The sequence below is a fragment of the Bacillus sp. NMCC4 genome, assembly GCF_002998555.1.
GTDB lineage: Bacteria > Bacillota > Bacilli > Bacillales > Bacillaceae > Bacillus.
In genome coordinates, this window is sequence record NZ_PVRA01000003.1 from 395,250 (window position 1) to 418,408 (window position 23,159).

At 43.6% G+C, this 23,159-nt stretch carries 13 protein-coding genes; 8 read left to right on the forward strand and 5 right to left on the reverse strand.

The window, feature by feature from the left end:
• Window positions 1–23 precede the first annotated feature (23 nt).
• A complete protein-coding gene (gene proB / locus C6Y02_RS09450; RefSeq protein ID WP_060596525.1) occupies window positions 24–1,142 on the forward strand; it encodes a glutamate 5-kinase in 1,119 nt (372 codons plus the stop codon).
• Between the two features lie 18 nt (window positions 1,143–1,160).
• The gene (locus tag C6Y02_RS09455; protein ID WP_066030789.1) at window positions 1,161–2,429 is read left to right on the forward strand and encodes a glutamate-5-semialdehyde dehydrogenase; all 1,269 of its coding nucleotides are present in this window, start codon (window positions 1,161–1,163) and stop codon (window positions 2,427–2,429) included.
• 63 nt (window positions 2,430–2,492) lie between these two features.
• Here C6Y02_RS09455 and C6Y02_RS09460 read toward each other — a convergent pair whose 3' ends face one another.
• On the reverse strand, window positions 2,493–3,062 hold the full coding sequence (locus tag C6Y02_RS09460) for a GNAT family N-acetyltransferase (protein ID WP_106031109.1): 570 nt from the start codon (window positions 3,060–3,062) through the stop codon (window positions 2,493–2,495).
• Window positions 3,063–3,152: 90 nt separating this feature from the next.
• Here C6Y02_RS09460 and C6Y02_RS09465 point away from each other — a divergent pair, with 90 nt between their 5' ends.
• Window positions 3,153–3,974, forward strand: a complete 822-nt coding sequence (locus tag C6Y02_RS09465; protein ID WP_060596522.1) for a MerR family transcriptional regulator — start codon at window positions 3,153–3,155, stop codon at window positions 3,972–3,974.
• Window positions 3,975–4,023: 49 nt separating this feature from the next.
• On the opposite strand, the gene C6Y02_RS09470 is transcribed toward C6Y02_RS09465, so the two are convergent.
• From C6Y02_RS09470 to gltC, 3 genes are all read right to left on the reverse strand, one after another.
• On the reverse strand, window positions 4,024–5,853 hold the full coding sequence (locus C6Y02_RS09470) for an ABC transporter ATP-binding protein (protein WP_106031110.1): 1,830 nt from the start codon (window positions 5,851–5,853) through the stop codon (window positions 4,024–4,026).
• A complete protein-coding gene (locus C6Y02_RS09475; protein WP_106031111.1) occupies window positions 5,850–7,583 on the reverse strand; it encodes an ABC transporter ATP-binding protein in 1,734 nt (577 codons plus the stop codon). The genes C6Y02_RS09470 and C6Y02_RS09475 overlap by 4 nt, the downstream gene beginning before the upstream one ends.
• Window positions 7,584–7,677: 94 nt before the next feature.
• Window positions 7,678–8,580 (reverse strand): glutamate biosynthesis transcriptional regulator GltC, encoded by a 903-nt coding sequence (gene gltC, locus C6Y02_RS09480; protein WP_034660886.1) that lies wholly within the window; start codon window positions 8,578–8,580, stop codon window positions 7,678–7,680.
• 153 nt (window positions 8,581–8,733) lie between these two features.
• On the opposite strand from gltC, the gene gltB reads away from it, so the two are divergent.
• Entirely contained in the window at window positions 8,734–13,305 is a 4,572-nt protein-coding gene (gene gltB / locus C6Y02_RS09485) for a glutamate synthase large subunit (protein ID WP_106031112.1), read from the forward strand.
• A gap of 16 nt (window positions 13,306–13,321) precedes the next feature.
• Window positions 13,322–14,806 (forward strand): glutamate synthase small subunit, encoded by a 1,485-nt coding sequence (gltD, locus tag C6Y02_RS09490; protein ID WP_034660884.1) that lies wholly within the window; start codon window positions 13,322–13,324, stop codon window positions 14,804–14,806.
• Window positions 14,807–14,868: 62 nt separating this feature from the next.
• On the opposite strand, the gene C6Y02_RS09495 is transcribed toward gltD, so the two are convergent.
• Complete coding sequence (locus tag C6Y02_RS09495) at window positions 14,869–16,071, reverse strand: nitrate/nitrite transporter (protein ID WP_106031113.1); 1,203 nt, start codon at window positions 16,069–16,071, stop codon at window positions 14,869–14,871.
• A gap of 169 nt (window positions 16,072–16,240) precedes the next feature.
• Between C6Y02_RS09495 and nirB (C6Y02_RS09500) the strand changes: the two genes are divergently transcribed.
• The 3 genes from nirB (C6Y02_RS09500) to nirB (C6Y02_RS09510) all read left to right on the forward strand — a co-directional run bounded on the left by nirB (C6Y02_RS09500) (window position 16,241) and on the right by nirB (C6Y02_RS09510) (window position 23,136).
• A complete protein-coding gene (gene nirB / locus C6Y02_RS09500) occupies window positions 16,241–18,499 on the forward strand; it encodes a nitrite reductase large subunit NirB (RefSeq protein ID WP_106031114.1) in 2,259 nt (752 codons plus the stop codon).
• A complete protein-coding gene (nasC, locus tag C6Y02_RS09505; protein ID WP_106031115.1) occupies window positions 18,496–20,634 on the forward strand; it encodes an assimilatory nitrate reductase catalytic subunit NasC in 2,139 nt (712 codons plus the stop codon). The genes nirB (C6Y02_RS09500) and nasC overlap by 4 nt, the downstream gene beginning before the upstream one ends.
• An 87-nt stretch (window positions 20,635–20,721) precedes the next feature.
• Entirely contained in the window at window positions 20,722–23,136 is a 2,415-nt protein-coding gene (nirB, locus tag C6Y02_RS09510; RefSeq protein ID WP_223256533.1) for a nitrite reductase large subunit NirB, read from the forward strand.
• Window positions 23,137–23,159 lie beyond the last annotated feature (23 nt).

Below are 23,159 nucleotides of genomic sequence, written 5' to 3' on the forward strand. Positions count from 1 at the left end.
AGCTCAGGTACAGGAGTGATAAGGTGTACGCAGATAAAGAGAGAAAACGAATTGTTGTGAAAATCGGAAGCAGCTCGCTTACTAGCTTTCAAGGGGAGATTAGTTTAAAAAAACTAGAAAACCTCGTCAATCAAATTGTGAAACTCAAAGATGCAGGACACGAAGTCATTTTGGTTTCATCTGGTGCGGTTGCAGCTGGTTACCGAAAACTAGGATTTATCGATAGACCCAAAACACTGCCGGAAAAACAGGCATCTGCCTCAATTGGGCAAGGCCTTTTAATGGAATCATATTCTACTTTATTTTTATCACACGGTTATATTGCCTCACAGCTTTTAATCACAAGAAGTGATTTTTCAGATGAAACGCGCTATCAAAATGTACGCAACACGATGAATGTGTTATTAGATCGAGGCATCATCCCAATTATTAATGAAAATGACACAGTGACGATCAATCGGCTGAAGTTCGGAGATAACGATACATTGTCTGCAAAAGTAGCTGGATTGATTGATGCGGATTTCCTTGCCATTTTATCTGATATTGATGGCTTGTATGAAGATAACCCGCATACAAACCCAAATGCGAAGAGAATTCTTGAAGTCACAGACATCACAGAAGACATCGAAGCAGCGGCTGGAGATGCAGGCAGCAGTGTGGGCACAGGCGGAATGAAATCAAAGCTCGATGCGTTTAAAATTTCCATGGCCGCTGGCATCAATGGCTTTTTAGGAAAAGCGGATACGCCTCACATTTTAGATAAAGCGATCAATGGGACAGAGGACGGCACTTATTTTACGGCTGATGAAAATTTAGCTCCGCTGAATTACAAGAAGCAGTGGATTGCCTTTCATTCTGGACCAAAAGGCGAGATCGTTGTTCAAAAAAAATCACAGGAGCACCTCATGCACCGCGAGAAAAGCCTTGATTCCGATGGCATTGTCAATGTAAAGGGTTCGTTTAAAAAAGGCGATGTCGTCCGTATTTTAGATCAAGATGGTAGAGAAATAGGGCTTGGTATTGTGAATTACCCAGCTGACGAACTTGCACTGAGCAGTGACTCGTTACAGGATGAAGTGGTTCATGTCGTCGATCTTGAAGCGTTTGTTTGTCATTTAGAATTATCGATACCAGTTTGCTAACCAAAAGGGAGGAATTCCATGACACTGACAGCTGAAGTTGTCACATCGGTCAAAGAAAAAGCAAAAAAAGCAAAGCACGTTTCAAAAAAACTAGGTTTACTTCATACAGAGGATAAAAACGAGGCGCTTCTTAAACTAGCAGAAGCGTTAGAACAAAAAAGCACCTTCATTTTACAGGAGAACCAAAAGGATGTAGATGCCGGGAAGGAAAAGGGCTTCTCAGAGGCACTCTTGGATCGTTTAATGTTAAATGAAGAAAGAATTCATGAGTTTGCGGAAAGCTTACGGCTTGTGACGAGATTAACAGATCCTGTTGGAGAAATATTGGATGAATGGACTCTTGAAAACGGCTTGCACGTGAAAAGCCGAAGAGTACCGCTCGGCGTGATCGGGATGATCTATGAAGCGAGACCGAACGTCACTGTCGATGCAGCAGGGCTTGCCCTCAAGGCAGGCAACGCAGTGATTTTAAAAGGCGGTTCCTCCGCTATTTCTTCCAACAAAGCCATTGTTCGTGTCATTCATGAAACATTAGATCAAACAAAGATTCCGCGTGATGCGGTGCAATTGATTGAACAAACAGACCGTTCATCGGTTCAAGCGATGTTCCATCTAAAAGAATGGATCGATGTCTTAATTCCGCGAGGGGGAGCTTCTTTAATCAAAACAGTGGTTGAACAATCCACTATTCCCGTCCTTGAAACAGGGACAGGAAACTGCCATGTCTTTATTGATCAAACAGCCAATGTAAAAAAAGCCATTGAGATTGTCATCAATGCAAAAACGAATCGTCCGGCTGTATGTAATGCACTTGAGACGCTGATCATCCATCGCGATTGGCTGAAAGAGAATGCGGCATCATTGAATGAAGCCCTGCTGGAGCACCATGTCACCGTACATGGTGACGAGGCAGCATTGTCTCATTTTTCAAACGCCATTCCTGCTGAGGAAGTGGACTGGACAGATGAGTATTTAAGTCTTGATCTTGCAGTAAAGGTAGTCGATTCAATCGAGGAAGCCATACACCATATTGATCAGTACGGTACAAAACATTCAGAAGCCATCGTGACAGAAGATGAAAAGCAGGCACTCACGTTTTTAAACGCAGTCGATGCGGCGGCGGTTTATCATAACGCATCTACCCGCTTTACAGACGGCGGCGCACTTGGATACGGGGCTGAAATTGGCATCTCCACTCAAAAACTGCATGCAAGAGGTCCAATGGGACTTCCTGCACTCACGACAACGAAGCTGCTTCTATCTGGCGATGGCCAGATTAGAGGCTAGAAGAGATGCAAAAAACACTACCTTTTTTATGGGGTAGTGTTTTTTAGTGTATGATGAAGATTTTCATTTGCTAGAGCAAGTTTTCTTCATGACTTTCTCAAATTTAAAGAATTCAAATTCCTCAGGTGCTGAAAGCTCATTTTCTTGATCATCTGCATGAGGTGCGTTCGGATCTGGATGTTTCATGTGATAAAATTCAACAATTTGAAAGCCGCACTTATTGACATAAAAATGAATGTTGCGTTTTTCAAAATAGGGGGTCACAACCTCCCATACAATCGTTTCTGGATATTGCGCCTCGATGGCTTTCCATGCTGCCTGACCAATGCCTTTTCCGTGTGAGGATGAAGAGATGTATAACAGGTCAACTGAGTTGCGCTGTGTCTCTTGATTGATTTTGATGACAACGCCGCCTGCCTTTTCACCATTTAGCATAATATGATAAACAATGTGTACATTTGATTGAAAAGATTCATCAATCACTTCATCTGGAGGAATCGGTCCATCATGCGCATCGCCAAATGCGTCGATCACGCCAGCTGTAAAAGCTTTCTGCAGCTCTTTTTTCATAAAAGGGAAATCCTCTTTATTTGCATGTGCTAATGTCACTTCATGTTGAGTTATGTTGTTCATATTTTTATCCTTTCCCAGCGTAGTGGTGGTTCTGCATGTTATCATGATAAAGGGTGGAGTAACTCCATAGTCAAGAGAGGAGCCTTAATCATGATCAATGATGTGCAAAAAACGTTTTTCACTGGAGAATTTGCCAAGCTATTTGATGTAAAAAAAGATACCCTGTTTTATTACGATAAAATTGATTTATTTAAGCCAGCTGGTGTCCATGAAAATGGGTACCGTTACTATACACTCGAGCAATTTGATCATTTTATAGCGATTCAATCCCTTCGAGCTGTTCAATTTCCGATAAAAGAGTTAAAACAATATTTTACAGAGCCTTCCCGCGAAAGGCTTCAAAGCCTAGCAGCCGAACAAATAGAAAAGGTCAAACAAGAGATTGAAAAACTTCAAGATATCCAGTCTTTTCTTATGCGGGTGATGGAGACGACGCAAGAACTATCATCTATAAAAATAGGGGAGGTTCAGTTTCAAGAGATGCCAGAAGAACCTGTTGTATTAAGTGCATCGAACCCAATTGACATGAATACATCCGTAGAAGAAATATCACGTATTGTTGGAAAATTTCTAAAGGGAATTGGTATAAAAGGTGCTGCGGCAAATGGTGCTGTCTTAAAAAAGGAGCAGTTTCTTCAGCGTCACTATCATCAGTCAGATCGGCTGTTTTGCCGAATGGAAGCGCCGGGAGCAGTTAAAAAACCTGCCGGCCTCTATGCGGTGATGTATGATCAAGGATCATATGAGGAGATTGAATCTGCTTATTCGCGCTTGTTAGATGAAATCGAGAAAGAGGAAATGATGCTGGATGGAGATGTATTTGAGGAGTATTTGCTTCATTCACTCATGTCTAAAGATGAAGCAGAGTATATAACGAAACTCAGTGTAAAAGTGAAAAAGCGAGCTGATTAACAAAAAAGAGGATAGACCGCATGAGCGCGTGTCTATCCTCTCTTTATATTTAACCCACTTGATTCTCCGAAAATTGGCTCATATATAAGTCTGCATAAAAGCCTTTTTGTTTCAAGAGTTCACTGTGCGTTCCTTTTTCAATGATGGTGCCATCTTTCATGACTAGAATAAGGTCTGCATCCTTGATCGTCGACAGCCTGTGTGCAATGACGAAGCTCGTTCTGCCTTTCATCAATTCATTCATCGCTTTTTGAATGTGCATCTCTGTCCGTGTATCCACACTGCTCGTCGCTTCATCTAATATCAAGATCTTTGGATCAGATAAAATCGCACGGGCGATGGTTAACAGCTGGCGCTGACCTTGGGACAGATTGCCGGCATCTTCTGTTAAGAGTGTGTCATATCCGTCTGGTAGTGTGCGGATGAAGTCATCAGCATAAGCATGTTTGGCGGCTTTGATGACATCCTCTTTTGAGACGTTCTGCCTGCCATAGGCAATATTGTCGTGAATCGTTCCTTCAAAAAGCCACGTATCCTGAAGAACCATCGCAAATAAGTCGCGTACTTGCTGACGGCTGAGGTCAGTTGTTTTGACGCCGCCGATGCGGATAGAGCCTTGATCTAATTCATAGAAACGCATTAAAAGATTGATGATGGTTGTTTTTCCAGCGCCTGTTGGTCCGACAATGGCAACCGTTTGACCTTCTTGCACATCTAAAGTCAAATCTTTAATAATCGGATGGTCTTTTTCATATCCAAATTGAACTTGTTCAAAGCTCACATCGCCTGAAAGTGATTCAAGATCAACTGCTGCATCTACTTCAGTGCTTTCTTCTTCCTCATCCAGGATTTCAAATACCCTTTCAGCAGAAGCAATCGCTGATTGAACCAAGTTGGCGACGCTTGATGCTTGCACGAGCGGTTGAGACATTTGCTGCGTGTATTGGATAAACGCCTGCACATCTCCGACACGAATATTCCCATTAATGACAAGAATACCGCCGGCTACACTGACTGCCACATAGCCAAGGTTCCCGATAAACGTCATCAGTGGCATCATTAAACCAGAAATGAACTGCGCTTTCCTCGATGATTCATACAGCTGTTCGTTTAATTGATCAAATGTATCAATCGCTTTCTTTTCGTAGCCATACGCTCGAACCGTTTGATGCCCTGAGAACATTTCATTAATATGTCCGTTGATCATCCCGAGCTCTTTTTGCTGCGCTTTAAAATGCTTTTGAGAAAATGACGTGATGCCGCGAATCGCAAACAGGCTGAGCGGCAGCGTTAAACAAACAAGCAAGGTAAGCAGCGGACTAATCAATAGCATCATGACGACAATCCCAATGACCGTAATGACAGATGTAATCACTTGGGTGAGTGCCTGCTGAAGCGATGTATTAATATTATCGATATCATTCATCACACGGCTCAGCGTGTCCCCATGGGTTGTTTTATCAAAATACCGAAGGGGGAGACGTGTGAGCTTGTCATTTGCTTCTTGCCGTAATTCAGCAATGGTCTGTTGGGAGACACCCGCCATCACATATTGCTGAACGAATGAAAAGAGAGAGGCAATGACATATAGCGCGACAAGCAGTAATAAAATACGTGAAATGACATCAAATTGAACAGCTGTTCCTTGAGTAAAGCTGTCAAACAGGGAAGAGGTGGCATCCCCTAGCAGCTTTGGACTAATGACGTTAAAGACGGTTGAACCGATCGCTGCAATGAAGACAATGATCAATTGAATTTTCCTCGGTTTTAAATAACCAATCAAACGAAGCAGTGTTTTCTTAAATTCCTTCGGTTTTGCGACAGGTCCTCTAGGGTGGCCGCCTTTATGGCCCATGCCGGAAGACATTTTCTTACTCATCCTCGCTCCACCTCCTGACCTTCCTGGGATGCAACAATCTCTTGATAGACAAGATTGTCCTTCAGTAATTGTTCATGTGTTCCGATACCTGCGATTTTCCCATCATCTAGTACGATGATTTTATCACTATGCTTCACTGTGCTGATTCTTTGCGCCACAATGATGAGGGCTGCATGTGTTTTTTCGGCTTCTAATGATGCCCGAAGCTTCGCATCTGTTTTGTAATCAAGTGCTGAGAAACTATCGTCAAACAGATAAAATGACGGCTTTCTCACTAGCGCTCTTGCAATAGAAAGACGCTGCTTTTGACCGCCAGATAGATTCGATCCACCCTGGTCAATTTCCGCATTGATTCCGCCATCTTTTTGCAAAACAAATTCTTCTGCCTGCGCCGTTCGCAGCGCCTGCCAGACGTCTTCATCGCTTGCATCCTGCCTGCCAAAACGCACATTATCGGCAATGGTGCCGCTAAATAAAACCGCTTTTTGAGAGACATAGCCCATCTGGCTTCTTAGTTTCTCCTGAGGCAGCTCTCTAATGTCTACACCATCTAGTGTAATCCGGCCATCTGTTGCTTCATAAAAGCGTGTCATCAGCTGGAGAAGGGTGGTTTTCCCTGAACCTGTACTTCCGATAATAGCTGTCGTTTCGCCAGTTTTGGCTTCAAACGTAATGTCTTGAACTGCCGGTTTCTCAGCATTTGAGTAATAAAATGACACATCCTCAAAACGAATGGATTGGGCTGGCGCGCGCAGGTCAGTAACAGTTCCTTCATTGTCTTTAATCTTCGGTTCCATGTTTAACACTTCGTTCATGCGTTTAGCTGATGCTTGTGCTCTTGGAACCATAATAAAGCTCATCGACAGCATAATAAGTGCCATTAAAATCATCATCGCATATTGAATGAAAGCAATGAGATTCCCAACTTCCATCTCTCCGGCATCAATTCGATTTGCACCTAGCCAGACAATACCGATATTCGTGAAGTTCATGATGATCAGCATAAATGGAAACAAGTAAGCCATTAATCGGTTGACTCTAAGGCCAGTATCCTTGTAGGATGTGTTGGCTTCTTGAAAACGCTCCTTTTCATCATCTACACGGTTAAAAGCACGAATGACCCGGATGCCTGAAAGAGATTCTCGCATAATTAAATTCAGCCGGTCTGTTTTCTTCTGAAGCTGGCCGAATAATGGAATGGCTTTTCTCGATACCAAATAGATAAATCCGCCAAGAAGGGGAAGAGCTGCTAAAAAGATGAGAGACAGGACAGCATCTCGGGATACAGCCAAAATAATTCCGCCCACAAGCATGAGCGGTGCTCTCGTCATCATTTGTAAGATCATGATCGTGACATCTTGGACTTGTTTCACATCATTTGTTGATCTTGTAATAAAGGAAGACGTCCCGATCCTTTGAAATTCTTCTAGTGAAAATTGTTCGACATGCACAAACAGCTGTCTTCTCATATCACGCCCGAAGCCAAGTGCAGTCTTTGATGACAAGTAAGACTTCCAGATCGTGAGCAAGATGGCAAGTAAAGAACAGGCCACCATCCAGCCGCCAACCTTCCATATGTAAGCAATATCTCCTTGGACGATCCCGACATCGACGATATCTGCCGTAAGCGTCGGTAAATACAGCTGGAGCATGCTGCTTAAAAAGGTGAGGATAACAATGGACACAACGGACAGCCGATACGGCTTTAAAAACGATAAAATTGATTTCATACGAATACCTTTCTTCCATAAAGTGTGTTGTTCTGTAACCCATCATATACAAAGAGGGATTATTTCCACAAATGAAATGTCCTGTTTTAATAAATTATTTATATTGTTCAATTTTAGAAAAGAAATCCTTCACGAACACATAAAAATCATGAGCAGAAGGTGACATTTCTCGTGACTTAGACGCAATAATTCCAACCGTTCTTCTCACTTGCGGAAAATCGATCGGAATTTTCGCTGTAAATCGCGGTGTGGTTTCATAAAAGGCGCTTTCGGGTAATAAGGTAACGCCCATACCCGCTGATACAAGACCTTTAATGGCGTCTAAATCCTCTCCTTCAGATGAAATGGTTGGCTTATAGCCTGCCTGCTTGCAAGCATCAACTGCAATTTGTCTCAGCACATACCCTTCAGGAAATAACACGAAATGATCCTTTCTTAAATCACTTAAATGAATACTCTTTTGTCCGCTAAAGGGGTGGCTAACCGGCAAAAGGGCATAAATGCTTTCTGAAAATAAAATATTTCCTTCTATTTGAGGATCGTTTGTCGGTACGGGTCCTAAAAAGGCGAGATCAATATCTCGATTTTTTACAGCTTCAATAAGAAATTTATAGGATCCTTGACGAAGTAAAAAATCGACCTCTGGATATTCCTGCTTAAAGGCGGAAATGACAGATGGAAGCACTTGGCTTGCTAGACTTGTAGGAAAGCCGATATTCACCGTTCCTTTGTGCGGATCTAAGTATTCATCAATTTGCTCTTTCGCATAATCAATGGCTTTTAGTGCCGTTCTGACATGATCTAAAAATTGTCTGCCGATCTTCGTTAATTTGATATTTCGGCCTTCTCGTTCGAATAAGGCCACTCCAAGTTCTTCTTCTAAATTCGCAATCTGCCGGCTGATAGCAGATTGGGCGACATGTAAGTTTTCAGCCGCTTCTGACACGTGCTCACGGTCTGCGACTTCTACAAAATAACGTAACTGACGAAGCTCCATTTTTACACTTCACACCCATCTATCTCAAAAAGAGATTGTTTTGATCTAAATTATATATTGTTTATATTAATTTGAAAACTTAAAATAAGTTACAGAGTTTGTGAGATTTTATGACTGTGAAAAAACGGATCTTTTAAACGGGGGAGAGAAACGATGACTTATAATCAACTACCACAACCACAAGGTCTCTACCGTCCTGAATTTGAACATGATGCATGTGGAATCGGACTGTACGCTCATTTAAAAGGGGAAGCGACACACAGCATCGTCAAAAAGGGATTACAAATGCTGTGCCAGCTTGATCACCGCGGCGGGCAAGGCAGTGATCCGTATACAGGTGATGGTGCCGGCTTAATGGTACAGCTGCCAGACGCTTTCTTTAGAAAGAACTGCAAAGACTTTGCACTTCCTGAAAAGGGCCGTTACGGGGTAGGAATGGTCTTCTTTTCAAAAGAGGATGACGAGAAAACGCGTCAAGCCATCGAGCAAAAAATCAACGGATTCATTAAACAAGAAGGTCAAACATTAATTGGCTGGAGAACAGTCCCTGTCGATGCCGGTAAAATTGGTACTGTCGCAGCGAAGAGCTGTCCGGTTGTGAGGCAAGTCTTTATTGGGGCAAACGACAACATCACAGATCGTTTGTCATTTGAAAGAAAATTATATGTCATTCGTAAGCAGGCTGAGAACTGGGGAACAGCAGAGGAAAAGCAATTTTACTTTGTCAGCTTGTCGAGTCAAACCATTGTATACAAGGGGCTTTTAACATCAGATCAAGTCGATGCTTTTTATCTTGATCTTCAGGATGAAACATTTGTTTCTGCATTTTCACTTGTTCATTCACGATTTAGTACAAATACATTTCCTACATGGGAAAGAGCCCATCCAAACCGTTACTTGATTCACAACGGTGAAATCAACACATTAAGAGGAAACATCAATTGGATGAGAGCAAGAGAACAACAATTCGTATCTGAAGCTTTCGGAGACGATTTAGACAAGATTTTGCCAGTGCTGAATGCAGACGGAAGTGATTCATCCATTCTAGACAATGCCTTTGAATTCTTTGTGCTTGCAGGCCGTACACCTGCTCATACAGCGATGATGCTGATTCCAGAGCCTTGGACTGAAAACACGCACATGCCGAAAGAGAAACGGGCATTTTATGAATACCATAGCTCTCTCATGGAGCCGTGGGATGGACCAACAGCCATTTCCTTTACAGATGGTAAACAAATCGGTGCCATCTTAGACCGAAACGGATTAAGACCGGCAAGATATTACGTCACAAATGATGATCATATCATTTTCTCTTCTGAGGTCGGCGTGATCGACACAAATGAAGAGGATGTCAAATACAAAGACCGTCTCGAGCCGGGCAAAATGCTGTTAATCGATTTAGAAGAAGGACGAATTATTTCTGACGAAGAAGTGAAATCGACGATTGCGAATGAACTTCCTTATCAAAAATGGCTTGATGAAGAAATGGTTCATGTCAATCGCTCAGAAGAAAATTCAGAAAATTCTAGTATAATGGATGATTTATTGACTCGTCAGCGTGCGTTCCATTATACGTACGAAGACATTCAAAAATATTTAATTCCTTTACTAGAAGAAGGTAAAGACCCAATCGGTTCAATGGGAAGCGACACACCGCTTGCTGTGTTATCAGATCGTGCGCAGTCTCTGTTTCATTATTTCAAGCAGTTGTTTGCACAGGTGACGAACCCGCCGATTGATGCCATTCGTGAGCAGCTTGTGACATCAACCATGACTTGGTTAGGTGCTGAAGGAGATATTTTACATCCGAATGAATATTCATGCCGAAGAATTAAACTTTATACACCGGTCTTAACGAGTGGACAATTTAACGGCTTGAAAACGATTGTTCATAATGCCTTTAAAAGCAAAACGATTCATACTCTATTCACCGATGATTTAAAGCGCGGATTGGATGCGATGTTTGAAGAGGCGGAAAAAGCGATCCGCGAAGGCGTATCTTTATTAATCCTTTCAGATCGTGAAATGACAGAACAAAAAGTGCCGATTCCACCGCTTCTAGCGCTCAGTGCACTGCATCAGCATCTTGTACGCCAAGGCTTACGGACAAAGGTTAGTCTGATCGTTGAATCTGGAGAAGTCAGAGAGGTCCATCATTTTGCCGCACTGATTGGCTACGGAGCAGATGCGATCCATCCTTATCTTGTGTATGAAACGTACAAACAGTTGATTGCAGATGAAGCGATCTCTTTCAGCTTTGATGAAGCAGTCACAAAGTTTGGTAAAAGCGTGACCGAAGGTGTCGTCAAAGTCATGTCTAAAGTGGGAATTTCCACTGTGCAAAGCTATAGAGGAGCGCAAATCTTTGAAGCTGTCGGCATTAGTGAAGATGTCATTCAGGCGTATTTCACGGGAACAGCTTCTCAGCTTGGCGGGATTGATCTTGAGACCATTGCACACGAGGCAAAACTCCGTCATGAAGCAGGGTATCAGGCAGCGACTGACCAAACACTCGAATCAGGCAGTGATTTCCAGTGGAGAAAAAATGGAGAGCACCATGCCTTTAACCCAAAAACGATCCATACGCTTCAGTGGGCATGCCGCAATGAAGATTACGATCTATTTAAGCAATATACAAAGGCAGCGGACGAAGAAAGAATCGGCTTCCTCAGAAATTTATTTTCTTTCCAGCCAAAACAAAAGCCAGTTCGTCTGGAAGACGTTGAATCTGCTGAATCCATCGTGCGCCGATTCAAGACAGGTGCCATGTCATTTGGATCTTTAAGTAAAGAAGCGCACGAAGCGCTTGCGATTGCCATGAACCGAATTGGCGGTAAAAGTAACAGCGGAGAAGGCGGAGAAGATCCTGCACGCTTTACAGTTGATGAACGCGGCGATGATCGCAGAAGTGCGATTAAACAAATTGCTTCCGGCCGCTTTGGCGTAAAGAGTCATTATTTGGTCAATGCAGATGAACTCCAAATTAAAATGGCGCAGGGAGCAAAACCTGGAGAAGGCGGACAGCTGCCAGGAAATAAAGTATACCCTTGGGTTGCCGATGTACGCGGCTCTACACCAGGCGTCGGATTGATTTCACCACCGCCGCATCATGATATTTATTCCATCGAGGATTTGGCGCAGCTGATCCATGATTTGAAAAACGCGAACCGTGATGCCCGCATCAGCGTCAAGCTTGTGTCTAAAGCCGGCGTTGGGACGATTGCAGCAGGTGTAGCAAAAGGGACGGCGGATGTCATTGTGATCAGTGGATACGATGGCGGCACAGGAGCTTCGCCGAAAACGAGTATTAAACACACAGGACTTCCTTGGGAGCTCGGTTTGGCAGAAGCACATCAAACCCTTGTGTTAAATGGTCTTCGCGAGAGAGTCGTTCTTGAAACGGACGGCAAGTTAATGACTGGACGCGATGTTGTCATGGCTGCGATTTTAGGAGCAGAAGAATACGGCTTTGCAACAGCTCCACTTGTCGTATTGGGCTGTGTGATGATGAGAGCATGTCATTTAGATACTTGCCCAGTCGGCGTCGCTACACAGAATCCAGAGCTTCGCAAAAAATTCATGGGGAACCCTGATCACATTGTGAATTTCATGATGTTTATTGCAGAGGAAGTAAGAGAAATCTTAGCGGAACTTGGCTTTACATCAATGGATGAATTAATTGGACGCACGGATGTTCTAGGAGTCAGTGAACGAGCAAAAGCACACTGGAAAGCAGGGCAGCTAGACCTTGAAACACTGCTTTATCAGCCAGAAGGAGCTCGTACATTCAGAACACCGCAAAATCATAAAATTGATGAATCACTGGATATGAATGAAATCCTCCCTTATGTACAGGAAGCGCTGAATCATCAAACACCGGTTGATCTATCATTGAATATTCGCAATATCAACCGTGTGGCCGGAACCATTACTGGAAGTGAAGTGTCTAAGCGCTACGGGGAAGAAGGCTTGCCAGAGGATACGATCACACTAAGGTTCACTGGTTCCGCAGGACAAAGCTTCGGCGCATTTGTGCCAAAGGGCATGTCTCTCTATTTAACAGGCGATTCAAATGACTATATCGGCAAAGGACTCTCTGGAGGCAAAATTGCGGTCAAAACCTCTGATCACTTTGTACAAAATGGACATGAAAACGTCATTGTCGGAAACGTCGCATTCTACGGAGCGACAAGCGGAAAAGCCTTTATTAACGGGCGTGCAGGTGAGCGCTTTGCCGTTCGTAATTCAGGTGTGCATGTGGTCGTTGAAGGAATCGGTGATCACGGCTGTGAATACATGACTGGCGGACGTGTCGTCATTTTAGGAGACGTCGGAAAAAACTTCGGCGCAGGCATGTCTGGCGGCGTAGCTTACGTCCATACATCCGATGCGAAACAGTTCAAAAGAATGTGCAACATGGAAATGATCATGTTTGAAAAGCTCACAGATCATGAAGAAGAACAAGAAGTGAAACAGCTGATTAAAGAGCACCTTCATTATACAAACAGCTCAAAAGCATCGGCACTTCTAGAAAACTGGGCGCAAGAAAAGGATCAATTCATCAAAGTTATTCCGAGAAATTACAAAATGATGCTTCAAAGCATTGAAGAACAAAAACAAGCGGGCCTCAGTCATGAAGAAGCGGTCATGTTCGCCTTTGAAGCAAACACAAAACCGAAAAATCAAGAAACGGCAAACGGGCAAAAAGCAGCCCTCGCTCATTAAGAAAGGGGAGAGGACAATGGGCAAAGCAACAGGTTTTATGGATTATAAAAGAGAAAAGCCAAATGAACGTGACCCTCTCACTCGTCAAAATGACTGGAAAGAATATTCAGCTCCTTATACAGATGACGTATTGAAGAAGCAGGGCGCTAGATGTATGGATTGCGGCACACCGTTTTGTCAAATTGGGATGGAGATCAGGGGCGGCGTCTCAGGCTGCCCGATCTACAATTTAATTCCAGAATGGAATGACCTTGTGTACCGTGGGAGATGGAAAGAAGCGCTCGAAAGGCTGCAAAAAACAAATAATTTCCCTGAATTTACTGGGAGAGTATGTCCAGCACCTTGCGAAGGGTCATGTACAGTTGCCATCAATGATCCAGCCGTTTCGATTAAAAATATCGAACGCACGATCATTGATAAAGGCTTTGAAAATGGATGGATCACACCAAGAATTCCTTCAAGCCGTACAGGCAAGAAGATTGCCATTGTCGGCTCAGGGCCAGCAGGACTTGCAAGTGCGGATCAATTAAACCAAGCAGGCCACGCCGTAACAGTGTTCGAACGGTCTGACCGCCTTGGCGGGCTGCTGACATACGGCATTCCAAACATGAAGCTGGACAAAGAAGTGGTGGAGCGAAGAGTCAAACTGTTGAGACAAGAAGGCATTGATTTTGTAACGAACACAGAAATCGGCGTCGATGTCACTGCCGACGAACTGAAAGAACAGTTTGATGCGGTCATCCTTTGTACAGGTGCACAGAAGCAGCGTGACCTGTTGATTGAAGGCCGGGAAGCTAAAGGGATTCACCTTGCGATGGATTATTTAACCCTCGCAACAAAAAGCATGCTTGATTCAGGATTTAAAGACAAAAACTTCATTGATGCAAAAGGAAAAGACGTCATTGTCATTGGCGGGGGAGATACAGGTGCGGATTGCGTCGCAACTGCACTTCGCCAAAAAGCAAAAAGTGTTGTTCAGTTCGGGAAGCACCCAAAACTTCCGGATACACGTGTAGGGGATAACATGTGGCCTGAACAGCCTTACGTCTTCTCACTGGATTATGCTTATGAAGAAGCACAAGCAAAATTCGGAGAAGATCCGCGTCAATATTCCATTCAAACCACAAAAATTGTGGCAGACAAAAATGGGAAATTAAAAGAGCTTCATACCATTCAAATGGAAAAGGTGAAAAACGAACAGGGGAAGTTTGAATTTCATGAGATTCCAGGGACAGAAAAGGTATGGCCTGCTCAGCTAGTCTTTATTGCAATTGGTTTTGAGGGAACTGAACAGCCACTCGTGAAACACTTTGGCGTGGACAGCAAAAACAATCGCATTGACGCAAAGTATGGGGAGTATACAACAAATGTAGAAGGCGTATTTGCAGCGGGAGATGCAAGACGCGGGCAAAGCTTGATTGTCTGGGCGATTAATGAAGGCAGACAAGTGGCGCACGAGGTAGACCGTTATTTAATGGGGAGTTCGGTTCTGCCAAAATAGGTCATACAAAGGGTGTTTACACATATAAAGAAAAGCCATGGCCAAAGAGTGGTCATGGCTTTTTATGATTCAGAAATGGTGTGGTTGATGATGACTTTTTTGCGTTTAAGCTGCGATATGACTAAACAAATAAAGACAACTAGAACAAAAAGAGAAATGGTCAAAAAGCCAAACATATATGAGCCCGTCACTTCTTTTAAACTGCCCAGAATATTAGGTAAAAAGAAGCCGCCAATGCCCCCAGCAGCACCAACAATTCCGGTCACGATCCCAATTTCTTTATGAAATACTTGAGGCACCAGCTGAAAAACTGCGCCATTCCCCATCCCAAGACACATCATCCCGGTAAATAAAAGGGTAATGACCAAAGGTAAAGCTGGAAGACTGCTCACCCCTCCTAAGCAGATGCCGATGACTGCGAATAATCCAAGCAGTACTTTCATTCCACCTATTTTATCCGCAATGAGACCACCGATGGGGCGAAAGAAGCTGCCCGCCGCCACACAAAGAGTCACAAAATCACCTGCATGAATTTTCGAGATACCATATTGATCCACAAAGAAAATACTGAGAAAACTGGAAAGCCCGACAAATCCTCCGAATGTAATCGCATAAAGCAGGCAGAAAAACCATGCCGATTTCACCTGAAATACTGAAAAATACGACCGTAGCGGCTTTGGAGCGGGCTGATTTGGTGCATCTTTTGCTGTGAAAATAAAAAACAAAAAGACAAGACTTAACGGAATCAGGGCGAGCCCCATGACTGCATGCCATCCATAAATCTCGGCAAGACGTGGACCAAATAGTGTGGAGATCAGTGTTCCGCTGTTACCGGCACCTGCAATCCCCATGGCCACGCCTTGTAAATGAGGAGGATACCACCGGCTTGCCATTGGCAAAGCAACAGCAAAGCTTGCTCCTGCTACTCCTAACAAAATACCAATCAGCACGAGCTCGGAAAGGGTTGTACCAGCGATGAACCCCCAGATGAGCGGGATGGTGGTGAAAAGCATGCCAATTACCGCTGTCTTCTTAGGTCCTATACGATCAGTGAATAAGCCAAGTACAATCCGAAAAAAAGAACCAGATAAAATCGGAATGGCAACAATCATGCCTTTCTCTGCGGTCGATAAAGCAAAGTCTTGCGCAATAAAAGCACCCAGTGCCCCTAATAAGACCCAGATCATAAAGCTCACATCGAAATATAAAAAGGAACTTAGCAATGTCTTAGGGTGACCACTTGATTTTAACTCTGAGAGTTTCATAAAATGCCTCCTCTATTTTGAATTTTCTGACTTAAAGATAGCGAGTTATCCTAAGTAATAAAAGTATCATGTTAGAAAAAATGACATGAATACACACTTTTTTACAGGCATGTGCCATAATCTATCCATACAATGTGTTGGGCAAGAAGCTTAGAAAGGTTGATTTCATATGGCAAAACGCAAACTCGTGTTTATCGGAAACGGCATGGCGAGTATGAAATGTATCGAGCAGATGATTCAAAAACAGCCAGAACACTATGCCATAACAGTTATTGGAAAAGAGAAGCGCCCTGCCTACAATCGAATAAAACTTTCATCGATTTTACAAAAAAGCGACTCATTATCTCAAATTGAACTCAAGGAAAAAGAATGGTATACCGCGCATGACATCATCATGTACAAAGGAGAAACAGTCGTCCATATCGATACAAACAAGAAGTGTATCATGACAGATGCGCGCCGGGAAATTTCCTACGACAAGCTCGTCATCGCAACAGGATCATTGCCGTATTTTCTTCCTATTCAGGGCGTATCCAAAAAAGGGATTTATGCGTTTCGTACAATTGATGATTATGAGGCCATTTGTGCGGATGCGATGCGTTATCAACGAGCAGCAGTGGTCGGAGGCGGTGTGCTTGGTGTAGAGGTGGCGGCTGGCCTGCAGATTGCGGGACTTGAGACAACCATCATTCATCATGCCGAGTGGCTCATGCAGCGCCAATTAGATGAAACGGCTGCTAGTCTATTACAGCAGCAATTAACGCGCAAGGGCATTCAGGTGAAAACAAATGCCCATACAATTGCATGCTTAGGAGATGAGAGGGTAGAAGGCGTTCTACTGAAAAATGGAGACATCGTGGATGCTGATCTTGTTGTTTTCACAACAGGTATCCGTCCAAACATACAGCTTGCAAAGAATCACGGCATTCATACGCGAAAAGCCATTGTCGTCAATGATATGATGCAAACAAATGTCCAAGATATTTATGCCATTGGGGAATGTGCAGAGCATAAAGGAATGGTGCATGGCCTTGTTCAGCCCATTTATGAACAAGCAAATGCACTTGCCAATCATCTATTAGGCGAGCAAATTACATCTGTACCTCATCCCATTTACTCAACAAAATTAAAAGTACCTGACATGCCTATCTATTCTGCGGGATGTATTGAACTCCATTCCCCGTATACGTCAGTGGTGACATATTTAGATGAAGAGCAAGAAGTGTATAAAAAATTCGTCTTTGAACGCGAGGCACTAGCAGGTTTTTTATTAGTTGGAGAACTGGAGAAAGCCGATCAGCTTTTGCAAGATGTGAAAGTGGGGCGTGATAAAAGTGTCGTCATGAAAGCTCTTCATGAGGAGCAGCCATCTCCTCTAGATTCATTAAAAATGGACGATCTCGTCTGCCAATGTCAAAGCGTTACAAAAGGGACGATTTTGAACACCATATCCGCCCATCAGCTGACAAGCTTAGAAGAGGTTCAAAAACAAACAGGGGCAGCAACGGGCTGCGGCGGCTGTCAAGAGCTCGTCCGTGCCTGCTGTCAGTTATCATCACATGAACAAATAGATGCGCCGGCCTCTTTTTGTTCATGTACAGAAGCTGATGAGCAGACCATTTTTTCGTTTATCAAAAAGCAACTGCTGCTGAATGTGGAGGAAATCAGAAGACATTTTCATTGGAAAACGGAGAACGGCTGCAGCAACTGCAGGTCTGCCATTCCATACTATCTCGAGCAATTCCAATCACCGATTGAAAAAATCAGCGATGCTGATCAAGAAGACATGTTGCCTCAGCTATACGGAGGGCGTCTTGAACTGGATTTCCTGAAAATCATTACGTCTTTGTTAGAACAAAAACTGATTGATCAGGCAGAGCTGACAGAGCATAAACGAATACGGCTCATCGGCGTGTCAAAACAGGCGGCACAGATCGTCAAAAAACATTGGCCCATCATGGCGAAAGAGAAAAGAAGACTATCTCATGTCCTTACATGTGATTGTAGTCACGATCCAGCTGTCACAGCACTAGTAATGGAGTTTGAAAGACAAGTAGAAGACACACTTTTACCAGCCGTCACCTCTATTCATGTCGCCGGCTCTTCCTGCACGTGTAAACTATCTCCAATATATGACATTTGCATGAAGAAACAGCTGGGGGAATGGAACATTTATATAGGAGGTGACGTATGTCAGCCGAAGGCCGGCCAGCTTTTTTACACTTTGCCTCAATCAAGTGAGTTGATCCCTTTTTTAAAAGCGCTGCTTGAAGATTATAGAAAAAGTGCATACTTTCAAGAATCCATCGGCGATTGGCTTCTCCGTTATGGACTCATTTCTATTCGAGAAAAATTGCTTGATGAGGAAAGAAGAAAAGAGCTCTGTGAACAATTTGACCAAAGCAGACAAAAGGATGTGAAGGTATGAGTCAGTCTTTTTTACGATATGCCCAGCAAATATCAGAGCAGGAAGAACGAAAGCGAGTGTATCCATCCCAATGTCCATTTTGCAGTATGCAGTGCAAAATGCAGCTAGTAGAGCAGCATGTGGAAGGACGAACCAGATATCAAACGATTGGCGTACACAATCCAACTACGCACGGGAGACTTTGTATAAAAGGGCAGCATGCACACCAGCACGCACTGCACAAAGAACGTTTGAATCACCCGCTCATCAAAAGAAACGGGCAATTTGTAAAAGCGTCATGGCAGGAGGCACTTGTTGAAATCAAAAAAAACATGGAATCCCTTCAGATGGCACATGGGCATGATGCCATCAGTGTGTACGGAAGCGCATCTATTACAAATGAGGAGGCGTACTTACTCGGAAAGTTTGCGAGAGTGGCGCTGAAAACGAAATACATCGATTACAACGGGAGACTTTGTATGTCGTCAGCAGCAACTGCGGCGAATCAAACATTCGGACTTGACCGGGGTCTTACGTTTCCTCTCAGTGACATCAAGCATACACGGGTATTGATATTGGTTGGAACGAATATAGCAGAATGTCAGCCAACCTTCATGCCGTACGTCGAAGAGGCGAAAAAAAACGGTGCTTTTCTCATCGTCATCGATCCGCGCAAAACACCGACAGCCCAATTAGCCGATGTACATGTCAGCCTGAAACCAGGATCAGATGCTGCACTGGCAAACGGCATCTTGCACATTATGCTTCATGAACATTTAATAGATGAATCATTTATTCGTCATCGAACGTCAGGGTTCCAAGAATTAAAGGAGCACGTCTCGCGCATGTCCCTCTCAAACATTGCTGAGCAAACCGGTGTGACGATTGAAGTTCTGCAGAAAATAGCAAGGAAATTCGCACAAGAAAAGACAGGCATGATTTTCACAGCAAGAGGCATTGAGCAGCAAATAGACGGGACAGCATCTGTACGAAATTTCCTGAATATTCTGCTTGTTACTGGGAAGATCGGCCGCGTTGGGTGCGGCTATGGCGCAATAACCGGGCAAGGAAATGGCCAGGGGGCAAGAGAGCATGGACAAAAAGCAGATCAGCTTCCAGGGTATCGAGATATCACAAATTCTGCTCACAGAAAAGAAATAGCTGACATATGGAACATTGATGAAAAAGAACTCCCTGGAAAAGGCGTGTCTGCTTTTGAGATGTTTGAAAAAATGCAGGAAGGAGAAATAAAAGCGCTCTTTTTAATGTGCTCTAACCCCGTTCAGTCAGGCCCGCACGCGCGCTTTATTCAACAAGCCATCAAGAAATTGTCCTTTTTTGTAGCTGTTGATTTATTTATGTCTGAGACAGCTGCGCTGGCAGATGTAATTTTACCTACTTCGTCATATTTAGAGGATGAAGGTACGGTGACAAATGTAGAGGGGCGCGTTACGCTTAGAGAAGCAACCTATCCACTTAAGCATCAAAGAAAACACGATTGGCAAATCATTTGTGATATAGCAGCTGTATTAGGCAAAAGCGGCTATTTCTCCTTTTCATCCGCAGAAGAGATTTTTGAAGAATTAAGAGCCGCAACGAAAGGCGCAAAAGCGGATTACTCAGGCATGACCTATGAAAGACTGAGGAAGGAGCAAGGCATATTATGGCCTTGTACGCATCTAGAAGACCCAGGAACCGAAAGATTATTTGAACATGCATTCTCACATTCTGACAGTTTAGCAAAGTTTGCCGTCGTCACACACGGAAAAAATGTGGCAAAGGAACCAGTCAGTCAAGAATATCCTCTTTATTTAACGACGGGCAGAGTGATGGCTCACTACCAAACGGGCGTTCAAACAAGAAAAAGTACCTCTCTTGTTGCCCGGCAGTTTGAATCTTATGCAGAGCTTCATCCTGACACAGCAAAAACGTATGGACTTCAGCACGGGGAGCTTGTGACCATCCAGTCAAAAAGAGGAAGTGTCATCATGAGATGCCGCATATCAGACACCATTCGAAAAGATACCGTGTTTGTTCCATTTCACTGGAGTAAACATCAATCCATTAATCAATTAATTAGTGAACAACTAGATCCGCACAGTAAAATGCCAGGCTTTAAATATTGTCCTGTACAGCTGTCAGCCTATGTGAATTAAAAAATATGTGAGAAATCATAACATGTATTTTCCATCTGTGTTTAGATGATGGTACTTTCTAAAAAATGATCACATGAGGGGTGTTTTATCGTGAAAGAAAAACTCGTATTAGTGGGGAACGGTATGGCTGGCATTCGAAGCCTCGAAAACATTTTAAAAACAGACAGCGAACGATTCGACATGACGGTATTTGGAAGTGAACCGCATCCTAACTATAACCGGATTCTTTTATCGAAGGTGCTTCAAGGAGATACGAAGGTTGAAGATATTACACTAAACGATTGGAATTGGTATCAGGAGCATGATATTCAGTTGTTTACAAATGAGACCATTGTGAAGATCGATACAGATAACCAAACAGTCACCAGTGATCAAGGACGGACCGTGCATTATGACCGATTGATTTTAGCAACAGGGTCACTTCCGTTTATCCTGCCGATTCCAGGGAGTGATAAAAAAGGCGTGACGGCCTTTCGTACATTGCAAGACACAGAGGAAATGGTCAATGCCTCTAGCAGGTACAAAAAAGCAGCAGTCATTGGAGGCGGCCTACTTGGACTGGAAGCAGCACGCGGCCTACTCAACTTAGGCATGGAAGTGAATGTCATTCACCTCAGCTCTCATTTAATGGAACGCCAGCTAGACCCTATTGCAGGTCAGCTTCTACAAAAAGCATTAGAAGAACAGGGCATGAACTTCCTGTTAGGAAAACAGACAACTGAGATTTTAGGAGATACAAGAGTTGAAGGATTATCATTTTCAGATGGCACGACACTTGAGACAGACCTAGTCGTCATGGCTGTAGGAATTAAACCAAGTAAAATGCTTGCAGAGATAAGCGGCCTTGAAGTGAACCGAGGTATTATTGTCAATGATTTCATGGAAACGAGTGTCCCAGGCATTTATGCCGTCGGAGAATGTGTAGAACACAGAGGACAAACGTACGGGCTTGTCGCTCCTTTATACGATCAAGCGAATGTGCTTGCTGGGCATGTATGTGACATGAATCCTGTGCCATATGAAGGCTCTGTTCTGTCAACGCAACTGAAAGTATCGGGGGTTGACGTGTTTTCAGCTGGTGACTTTATAGAAAACGATGAGAAAAAAGCGATCAAAATCTTTGACGAACAAAAAGGCATCTATCAAAAACTAGTCTTCCAGCAAAACCGATTAGTTGGTGCCGTCATGTTTGGAGAAACAAGCGATGGACCTCGTCTATTCTCGTATATTAGAGAAGGGGTAGATATGTCGGTTATGGAGAAGGTATCTGTCTTAACCTCGAATGATCCGGCGCAAGAAAGCACGATTGAAAGCATGGCAAATGACCATATCGTTTGCGGCTGTAATGGTGTCTCAAAGGGTCAGATTGTGGAAGCCATTCAAAAAGAAGGCTTAACAACGATTCAGGAAGTGAAGCAATGTACAAGTGCCTCACGATCATGTGGAGGCTGCAAGCCCGTTGTCGAAGAGATTCTTTGGCACACGTTGGGCGATGATGCGAATCGAACAGCCCAAAAAGAAACCATCTGCGCCTGCACCACTCTTTCACGAGATGAAGTCATTCATGAAATCAAAGAGAAGGGCCTGCAGCATGTCAAAGAAGTGATGAACGTACTTGACTGGGAGACAGAGGAAGGCTGTTCAAAATGCCGACCTGCCCTGAATTATTATTTAGGCATGCTTCAACCTCTTGAGTACAAAGATGAAAAGAGCTCACGATTTGTGAATGAACGCATGCATGCCAATATTCAAAAAGATGGCACCTATTCGGTTGTTCCGCGGATGTACGGCGGCGTGACAAATGCAAATGACCTGAGAAAAATAGCTGATGTCGTCGACAAATATGAAATACCGCTTGTGAAAATGACTGGCGGCCAGCGTATCGACCTTCTAGGTGTCAAAAAAGAAGATTTACCTAAAGTATGGGCAGACCTGGATATGCCATCTGGTTATGCATACGGAAAATCTTTAAGAACGGTCAAAACTTGTGTTGGAGAACAATTTTGCCGGTTCGGCACACAGGACTCGATGGCTCTTGGCATTGCACTTGAAAAGAAATTCGAAGGTCTTGCGACACCGCATAAAGTCAAAATGGCTGTCTCTGCTTGCCCTAGAAACTGTGCAGAATCTGGCATTAAAGACCTTGGCATTGTGGGAATTGATGGAGGGTTTGAATTGTACGCCGGCGGAAATGGCGGCACACACTTGCGGGCTGGAGATTTATTGATGAAGGTCAGTACAGAAGAAGAAGTAGAGCAAGTGGCGGCTGCATACCTTCAATATTACAGAGAAACGGCAAATTATCTAGAAAGAACCTCTGCTTGGGTTGAACGACTTGGATTAGATCATATTCAATCAGTACTCCTAGATGATGAGAAACGAGAAGCCTTAATCCAAAGAATGGACATCGCACTGTCAACGTATGAGGAGCCTTGGCAGGAGCTGCGCGAGAGTCAAAAAGACACGAAACAATTATTTCAAAAAGCGACGGCTTCTGTATAAATCAATTGAAGGGATGAGATCAT

Coding starts and splice junctions, on each gene's coding strand:
- C6Y02_RS09455 (WP_066030789.1), top strand. CDS start 1,161: ATGACACTGACAGCTGAAGTTGTCACATCGGTCAAAGAAAAAGCAAAA.
- C6Y02_RS09460 (WP_106031109.1), bottom strand. CDS start 3,062: ATGAACAACATAACTCAACATGAAGTGACATTAGCACATGCAAATAAA.
- C6Y02_RS09465 (WP_060596522.1), top strand. CDS start 3,153: ATGATCAATGATGTGCAAAAAACGTTTTTCACTGGAGAATTTGCCAAG.
- C6Y02_RS09470 (WP_106031110.1), bottom strand. CDS start 5,853: ATGAGTAAGAAAATGTCTTCCGGCATGGGCCATAAAGGCGGCCACCCT.
- C6Y02_RS09475 (WP_106031111.1), bottom strand. CDS start 7,583: ATGAAATCAATTTTATCGTTTTTAAAGCCGTATCGGCTGTCCGTTGTG.
- gltC (WP_034660886.1), bottom strand. CDS start 8,580: ATGGAGCTTCGTCAGTTACGTTATTTTGTAGAAGTCGCAGACCGTGAG.
- gltB (WP_106031112.1), top strand. CDS start 8,734: ATGACTTATAATCAACTACCACAACCACAAGGTCTCTACCGTCCTGAA.
- gltD (WP_034660884.1), top strand. CDS start 13,322: ATGGGCAAAGCAACAGGTTTTATGGATTATAAAAGAGAAAAGCCAAAT.
- C6Y02_RS09495 (WP_106031113.1), bottom strand. CDS start 16,071: ATGAAACTCTCAGAGTTAAAATCAAGTGGTCACCCTAAGACATTGCTA.
- nirB (WP_106031114.1), top strand. CDS start 16,241: ATGGCAAAACGCAAACTCGTGTTTATCGGAAACGGCATGGCGAGTATG.
- nasC (WP_106031115.1), top strand. CDS start 18,496: ATGAGTCAGTCTTTTTTACGATATGCCCAGCAAATATCAGAGCAGGAA.